General features: G+C 45.8%; 8 protein-coding genes. 2 read left to right on the top strand and 6 right to left on the bottom strand.

Going from position 1 to position 6,926, the window contains the following annotated elements:
• Positions 1-72: 72 nt before the first annotated feature.
• The 4 genes from rpoH to ftsY form a co-directional block, all read right to left on the bottom strand.
• Positions 73-930: an RNA polymerase sigma factor RpoH gene (gene rpoH, locus AACT21_RS07250; protein WP_013855491.1), complete on the bottom strand. Its 858-nt coding sequence runs from the start codon at positions 928-930 to the stop codon at positions 73-75.
• 175 nt (positions 931-1,105) lie between these two features.
• Positions 1,106-2,074 (bottom strand): permease-like cell division protein FtsX, encoded by a 969-nt coding sequence (gene ftsX / locus AACT21_RS07255; RefSeq protein ID WP_094164611.1) that lies wholly within the window; start codon positions 2,072-2,074, stop codon positions 1,106-1,108.
• On the bottom strand, positions 2,064-2,738 hold the full coding sequence (ftsE, locus tag AACT21_RS07260; RefSeq protein WP_010316903.1) for a cell division ATP-binding protein FtsE: 675 nt from the start codon (positions 2,736-2,738) through the stop codon (positions 2,064-2,066). Before ftsE ends, ftsX begins: the two co-directional genes overlap by 11 nt.
• A 62-nt stretch (positions 2,739-2,800) precedes the next feature.
• Positions 2,801-4,015, bottom strand: a complete 1,215-nt coding sequence (gene ftsY, locus AACT21_RS07265) for a signal recognition particle-docking protein FtsY (protein WP_094164612.1) — start codon at positions 4,013-4,015, stop codon at positions 2,801-2,803.
• A 206-nt stretch (positions 4,016-4,221) separates the two neighbouring features.
• Between ftsY and rsmD the strand changes: the two genes are divergently transcribed.
• Both rsmD and AACT21_RS07275 read left to right on the top strand, forming a co-directional pair.
• The gene (rsmD, locus tag AACT21_RS07270; protein WP_094164613.1) at positions 4,222-4,821 is read left to right on the top strand and encodes a 16S rRNA (guanine(966)-N(2))-methyltransferase RsmD; all 600 of its coding nucleotides are present in this window, start codon (positions 4,222-4,224) and stop codon (positions 4,819-4,821) included.
• The gene (locus AACT21_RS07275) at positions 4,818-5,084 is read left to right on the top strand and encodes a DUF1145 domain-containing protein (RefSeq protein WP_013855495.1); all 267 of its coding nucleotides are present in this window, start codon (positions 4,818-4,820) and stop codon (positions 5,082-5,084) included. The genes rsmD and AACT21_RS07275 overlap by 4 nt, the downstream gene beginning before the upstream one ends.
• Positions 5,085-5,159: 75 nt before the next feature.
• Here AACT21_RS07275 and AACT21_RS07280 read toward each other — a convergent pair whose 3' ends face one another.
• Together AACT21_RS07280 and AACT21_RS07285 are read right to left on the bottom strand one after the other, a co-directional pair.
• Positions 5,160-5,747, bottom strand: a complete 588-nt coding sequence (locus AACT21_RS07280; RefSeq protein ID WP_017048588.1) for a YhgN family NAAT transporter — start codon at positions 5,745-5,747, stop codon at positions 5,160-5,162.
• A 100-nt stretch (positions 5,748-5,847) separates the two neighbouring features.
• Positions 5,848-6,471: a lysoplasmalogenase gene (locus AACT21_RS07285; protein WP_013855503.1), complete on the bottom strand. Its 624-nt coding sequence runs from the start codon at positions 6,469-6,471 to the stop codon at positions 5,848-5,850.
• Positions 6,472-6,926 lie beyond the last annotated feature (455 nt).

Consider the following 6,926-nt stretch of genomic DNA (forward strand, 5'->3'; position numbering starts at 1 on the left):
AAAGTGATCAAAAATAAAAAAACCGAGATCGTAAGATCTCGGTTTTTAATGCACTTCACAATGAGTCAGTGATTAGAACTCGCCGACAGCATCCTTTAGCTTCTTCATTGCATTTTTTTCTAGCTGACGAATACGCTCAGCTGAGACACCATACTCTTCCGCTAACTCTTGTAGCGTAGCTTTTTGATCATCCAACCAACGAGAGCGCACAATATGTTTACTGCGTTCATCTAAGCTAGCCAACGCCAAACTTAAACGATTGTTGGTGTGATGTTCCCAATTCGCCGCTTCAATGTTATCCGCAAGATCCGAATGCTTATCTTCGAGATAAAGCACAGGTGCCGTGTAAGAAGAGCTCGAATCATCGTCTTCCGCCGACATTTCAAAGGTGGCATCTTGCGCGGCTAAGCGTGATTCCATTTCTCGCACTTCAGCCGGGTCAACGCCCAACTCACGGGCAACCGCTTCCACTTCACCGCTATTAAACCAGCCTAAACGCTTTTTCGATTTGCGTAGGTTGAAGAATAGCTTACGTTGCGCTTTCGTGGTCGCTATTTTTACAATGCGCCAGTTGCGTAACACATATTCGTGAATTTCAGCTTTGATCCAGTGCACAGCAAAGGAAACCAGTCTCACCCCAACTTCTGGGTTGAAACGCTTCACCGCTTTCATTAAGCCAATATTGCCTTCCTGAACTAAATCCGCCATGGGCAGGCCATAACCAGAATAGCCACGAGCAACGTGAACAACGAATCGAAGGTGCGATAAGATCAACCCTTTCGCCGCTTCAATTTCACCTTTGTAATGTAATCGCTCTGCGAGTGACCGCTCTTCTTCCGCGCTCAGCATTGGGTAGCTGTTCACTGAACGAATGTAGCTGTCTAAGCTGTCTTGTGAAACGAGAGCCATTTGATACGTTTGGTTTGTCATTCAATTCCTCATCAATTTCTGATCTGGAGTAATGGATGTTTTTAACCCGACAATCTTGAACCTAAAATGAACAAGATTCAAGCAAGGGGAAACTATTATGCATAAACAAGTCGCCTATACAAGTGCTGTGGCTAAAGCTAGCCAACAGTTATTGCCTACATATGACAATATTCAACTAAACTGGTTCAATTTCTTTTAAATGACGCTGCGCAGATACTTTTGCCGCTACGCATCCTAAGAAAGTACCGAGCATCAACAGCAGTAAGGATTCATCCCAACTTAGGCCAATAAGACGAAAACGGCTGTCATACAGTAGGGCAAGATCTTCAACGGCACCGTTCAATAGAATAGTCACAAAAGCGGTTAACAGCCAAGCGGCGAATGCGCCCAATAAACCAAACCACATGCCAGCATAGAGATAAGGACGCAAAATGTAGCGATCGGTGGCACCGATCAATTTCATGGTTTGGATCTCTTCTTTATTGGCTTGTACGTTAAAGCGCAAGGTGTTGCCCACAATCAGAAATACAGCGCCCAACATCAATACCGATAAACTCGCGACAATGATCGCCGCTAAAGTTCGAATGGCGTTTAACCTAGCAAGCCAATCTTCATCCAAGCGTACATCCGTGACATCTTGTTCTACTTGTATTTTTTTCGCCAGCGCTTTGATTTGCTCTTGCTGCTCAACCTGCGGGGTAACAATAAGCACGCCAGGTAAAGCGTAATCATCCAATAAACTAATGGCTTGTTCAAACCCGGCGTATTGACTCAGGTCATCCAATCCTTGCTGCGGTGAGATGTACTCCACGCTGGCGACATCGGCCAAACTTTCTAGCTCATCTTTCAACACCATAATTCGTGCTTCAGGTGTGCGCTCATGTAGATAGACACTGATCTGAGCAGGGCTGGTGACATTATTGGCTACAGACGCGATATTTTTGCTCAGCAGGTACATACAGGCTGGCATCGCAAGCGCCATCGAAATAACGGCGAGCGTTAAAATATTGCCGAGTGGGCGTGACCATAAACTTGAAAATGAGGCCTTGGCCTGCTTAAAGTGGATGGCTAAGAAACTATCGGTTTTGGCCCGTTTCGGTTCACGTGCTTTCGCATTCCTTTTATTCGACGACTTAACGGCCATAGTCTTCTACCTCGCTTAAAAAACCTTGGTTAAGTTCTAAATGACGATATTGAGGACGCGTGTTGACTAAGCTGATGTCGTGCGTCGCAAGCAAAATAGAGACTCCGGCACGGTTAAACTCTTCAAACAGTTTAAGCACACGGTTAGAAAGCTCTGGGTCTAAGTTACCCGTAGGCTCATCGGCCAGCAGTAAGGTAGGTCGGTTCACGACCGCTCTTGCGATACCCACTCGTTGCTGCTCACCCCCAGAAAGTTGGCTCGGTAAACAGCGTGCTTTGTCTAATAGATCAGTTTTATCCAGCGCGGCTGAGACGCGACGCTTAATTTCATTTTCTGAAATCGATTCAATGCGCATTGGCAATGCCACATTGTCGTAAACCGTTCTGTCCATCAGCAAGCGATGATCTTGAAACACAATGCCGATGTTGCGGCGTAAAAAGGGAATATCTTGATTGGGAATACGCGTAATATCGTGACCGTTAAAGCTGATGCGCCCATCGGTTGGACGCTCAATCGCACAGATTAACTTCAACAAGGTACTTTTACCGGCTCCGGAGTGCCCACCCAAAAACGCCATTTCTCCTCGGCGTAGGTGAAAGTCGACCTTTTGCAGCGCCTGACGGCCTCCGCGATACGCTTTGCTGACTTGTTGAAACTTAATCACTCGCTATTCCTCTCACCAGTCTCTATTGGATGATGAGGTGCTCATTGAGCACCCACGCACACTTACTCTTCGCGGCTAAACAGAGCTTCAATAAATTGCTGCGTTTCAAACGGACGTAAATCGTCAATCCCTTCGCCAACCCCAATAAAGCGGATCGGAATTTCAAACTGATCGGCCAGCGCAAAAATAACGCCGCCTTTCGCCGTGCCATCCAGCTTGGTTAAGGTGATCCCAGTCACCGGGGCCACTTCACTAAAGAGTTTGGCTTGGCTGATGGCGTTTTGCCCAGTAGCGGCATCTAACGTCAGCATCACTTCATGCGGCGCTGATTGATCAATTTTTTTCATGACGCGCACAATTTTACGCAACTCTTCCATGAGGTTGCTCTTGTTTTGCAAGCGACCAGCGGTATCGGCGATCACCACATCCACGCCACGTGCTTTGGCGGCCTCAATCGCATCATAAATCACTGATGCGCTGTCTGCGCCAGTGTGCTGCGCAATTACTGGTACGTTGTTACGCTCGCCCCACACCTGCAACTGCTCAACAGCCGCCGCACGAAAAGTATCGCCCGCCGCTAAGATCACTTTTTTACCTTGAGCTTGAAACTGTTTGGCCAACTTACCTATCGTGGTCGTTTTGCCTACACCGTTGACGCCGACCATTAAAATAACGTAGGGCGTTTTTTGGCTATCGATCACTAACGGTTGCTCTACTTTAGCCAAAATGTCAGCCATTTCGTCTTTCAATAAACCGTAGAGTGCCTCTCCATCTTTCAACGCGTGGCGAGAGGCTTTTTCTGTCAGATTGCTGATGATTTTGAGTGTGGTCTCCATCCCAACATCGGCAATCAGCAGTTGCTCTTCCAGCTCTTCAAACAGCTCATCATCAATTTTCTTGCCTTTAAACAGACCAAAGAAACCCGCACCAATATTGGCTTTGGTTCGGCTAAGGCTGCGTTTTAAGCGTGCGAAAAAACTCTCGCTGGGTTTTTCTTGCTCTTGAATTCGTGCTTCTGCTTCTGCTTCTGCTTCTGCTTCTGCTTCTGCTTCTGCTTCTGCTTCTGCTTCTGCTTCTGCTTCTGCTTCTGCTAACGCAGTGTGTGGCTCTTCGATGGGTTGAGCAACTGCCGTCGTTTCTTGTTCTTGCTCAGCATCAACTGGTTCGACAAGCGTAGATGGCTCAAGCACTTGTTCTGTTTCGCTGGTTGATTTACTTGATTCTTCGTCACCAAAACCGAGCCAAGAGAGTAATCCACGTTTCTTTTTTTCCGTCATCTGGGGATATCCTAGATCTACCTAACTAACTACGACCCTTTTCTTGAAGGATTATCCCTCGTAAGAAAAAGAAAAATGACAAAGCAGTGAAAACTTTCCAATTAGATTGGTAAACTTTGTCATTATTGAAATTCAATGGCTATACCAAACCCGTTTCGGGTTGGCAGATTGGGTATAGTATCACTTTATTAGCGGTCAAAAAATCTATGGTAAGACGTCGCCAACAAAACTCATCACAAAATAAGCCTTCAACGGGCTTTGTTCGCATTATTAGTGGCTTATGGAGAGGTCGTAAACTGCCTGTTCATGATGCCCAAGGTCTGCGTCCCACGACGGATCGCGTCAAAGAAACTCTTTTTAACTGGTTAGCACAGGAGATCCCTGGTGCACACTGCTTAGATTTATTTGCAGGCTCTGGCAGCCTTGGGTTTGAAGCTGCCTCAAGGCAAGCACAATCCGTGACGCTGATTGAACTCAACCCGACGGCATTCAAACAGCTTGAACACAATATTGGTGCGCTCAACGCGACCAACTTACGAGCGATAAATAGTGATGCGCTGGCCTTTCTCAAGCAGAAAGGGACGCCTCACCACGTGGTGTTCATCGACCCGCCTTTTCGCCAAGGCTTATTAAGCGAAGCCATCTCGCTTTTAGAACAAAATGGCTGGCTTGCTGATGAAGCGCTGATTTATATTGAGACGGAAAAAGAATTGGCGCTAGAAGGCATCCCTGCTAATTGGCATCTGCACCGTGAGAAAAACGCAGGCCAAGTCAGTTATCGACTATTTGAGAGGAGCTCGGAATGAGAGTGTTACTGGTACTTGCAAAAGCGGCGATTGCTTTTGTTTGGTTGATTCTATTACTGAATATCTTCATGCCGTTCCCCGGTAAAGCGGCGATTGCACTTTATATTATGACGGCATTTTTGTTCATTATGCACGGGCTACAAATGCTGATTTTTATCGGTGCGTTTGGTGACAAGATCAGCATGAGCCGTTGGGAAAAATGGTCGATTCTGGTATTTGGAGTCTTCGCGCTGCTCGATATCCGCCGCAAACACATGACGTAAGTTAACGGCATAAAGAAAGCAACATAGGAAAAGCCGCTTCAAGTTCACACGATAGGCGGCTTTTTTATCCCCGAATCACAGCCCCATATAGCTTTTTACGCCATTTAAGAACATTTGCGTTGAGATCATCACTAGCAATAATCCCATCAAACGCTCGACCGCTTTTAAACCGCGTTCACCCAGCACTTTGTGGAAGAAACCGTAGAACATCAAAATGATGAAAGTGGCGCCCCACGCGAGCAGTACAGAGGCTGACAGCTCAAGGAGTTTGTCAGGGTGCTGAGTCGAAAGAAGCAGTAAGGCCGCAATCACTGAAGGACCCGCGATCATCGGAATTGCCATCGGTACGATGAAGGGCTCTTCCCCCGCTGCTAATCCAGTAATGCTACCTGCACTAGGGAAAATCATTTTAATCGAGATGATGAAGAGAATGATACCGCCAGAAATGCTGAGAGTTTCCGGTTGCACGTGCAAAAAACCCATGATGTTTTTGCCAGCAAACAAGAACAGCATCAAAATGATCAACGCAAAACAAAGTTCGCGCACAAGCACAACACGGCGACGTTTGGGATCAAGGTGTTTTAAGATGGAGAGCATGACCGGCAGGTTGCCAAGCGGGTCCATGATCAAAAAAAGCATGGTCGCCGCCGATAAAATATCCATCTATCACTACTCACATCGATTTAAAGTGGCAGCAGTATATCAGCCCAGTCATGAGATTTCGATGCTCCTGAAAGTAACGATATAGATGACGCGATAATGTTTACAAGGCCACCGAGGCGGAGATTAACGCTTGCGCTAATAAATAGCTGCCAGAAATAAGATAGCGCCCACAAGGCAATGGCCTGCGGTAATCGTGAATGGCTAACAAACTGGCCGAGAGCATCAGCACCAGACAGCCAACAAACCCGGCAAAGGCAGGCACTGTTTGCGTCTGCAGCCACAACTCTCCCGCCGCCCACGCCAACTGAACTAACATCATACCCATAATGGTTACGGGAAAGATCAAGGTGTCAATTTGCGGCAGCAATAGGAAAAAAGCCACAATACTGGTCGCAATCAAAAGGGCAGGTAGCCACCACACCATAGTGTCAGAAAGTTGCGCCCAGAAGGCTTTACTGTACATCAACTGTGCGACAAGAAAGCTAGCAAAACAGAGTTTTGAGTAGCGTTGCAACAGATGCAATGTGTCCGCGATTGCGGAAATAAGCAGACCGAGCGTGACCCATAAGATAGGAGAAGTGAGCTGCGTGGTATGGTTTAGAACTATCGCCACCAATAACAGCATACTGAGTGTCTTAAACATTACCGCTTGCTTGATTTTGTTACTTTCAACAGCCGAAATACTAATGAATCCAGACAAAGCAACGGAGAGCCAACTCCACATCTCATTTCCCCTTTAAAAATCTGCGGTCAGTGTAGGCATGTCATCATTGAAGTCCAGCAGATGAACGCAAAAATTGGATCTTGCTAGCGAATCGGAACGTTGGCTTTATTCAACAACAAAGAGTGGCGAAAACAATCAAAGCTCACTCTTTGCTCACCAACCCTCACTTTCAATCACCACAATGCTACCCAGAGACATTCCACTCATTTACAATACACAAACAAAGGAAAATCAACAAAAAACGACACTAAAACAGAAATTATTAAAATAAAAATAAAAATAAAAACAATGATTTATGAAAAAAACCAAAAGAAAAAATAGAACTTAAAGCCTCTAATAAAAAAAATAGCAACAACTGACTTACTAACTAGCAAAAAAACTGGTTTAACCAATTTTATTTGCGAGAACATCTCATTATTAAATTAATTTTTCTCGAAAAATGAGAATTCACCAAA

The sequence above is a fragment of the Vibrio sp. V08_P9A1T1 genome, assembly GCF_963874405.1.
Classification (GTDB): Bacteria; Pseudomonadota; Gammaproteobacteria; order Enterobacterales; family Vibrionaceae; genus Vibrio; species Vibrio anguillarum.